The sequence below is a fragment of the Novosphingobium album (ex Liu et al. 2023) genome (assembly GCF_029076845.1).
GTDB lineage: Bacteria > Pseudomonadota > Alphaproteobacteria > Sphingomonadales > Sphingomonadaceae > Novosphingobium.
This window is the reverse complement of record NZ_JARESE010000119.1, coordinates 1-674: the sequence shown is the minus strand read 5'-3', so window position 1 is coordinate 674 and position 674 is coordinate 1. Positions and strand designations below refer to the sequence as shown.

At 68.5% G+C, this 674-nt stretch carries 1 protein-coding gene; it reads right to left on the bottom strand.

The window, feature by feature from the left end; genetic code table 11:
- Positions 1 to 674: IS3 family transposase (locus PYV00_RS24160; RefSeq protein ID WP_275230892.1), on the bottom strand; the 674-nt coding region annotated here is incomplete at both ends.

Here is a 674-nt window from a genome sequence, read left to right as displayed (position 1 = left end):
TGGGATGGCAACGTGTCCGGGGGCATGCCCCCGGACACGTTGGCCGGCGATCTCGGCGGGGGTTCTCCCGCCCAGTTTCGAGTGGGGCCTGACGTGGTTGTAGTCGTGCCGCCAGGCATCGAGCACGAAGCGGGCATGCGCCAGCGACGTGAACAGCGTTTCGTTGAGGCATTCGTCGCGCAGGCGCCCGTTGAAGCTCTCGACGAAGCCGTTCTGCATCGGCTTGCCCGGCGCGATGTAGTGCCACTCGACGCGTCGCTCCTGCGACCAGCGCAGGATGGCCGACGAGGTCAGCTCGGTGCCGTTGTCGCTGACCACCGTGTGCGGCTTACCGCGCCTGCCGAGCAGGCCCGTCAGTTCCCTGGCCACTCGCGCGCCGGAGAGCGACGTATCCGCCACCAGTGCGAGGCACTCGCGCGTGTAATCGTCGACGATCGCCAGGATGCGGAAGCGTCGGCCGCAGCTGAACGTGTCGCTGACGAAGTCCAGCGACCAGCGCTGGTTCGGCCCGTCCGGTAACAGCATCGGCGCCCTGGTGCCCAGAGCGCGCTTGCGCCCACCGCGCCGGCGCACCCGCAGGTTCTCCTCACGATAGATGCGCAGCAGCTTCTTGTGGTTCGGCGCGAGCCCCTCGCGCGCCAGCAGATAGCCCAGGCGCCGATAACCGAACCGGC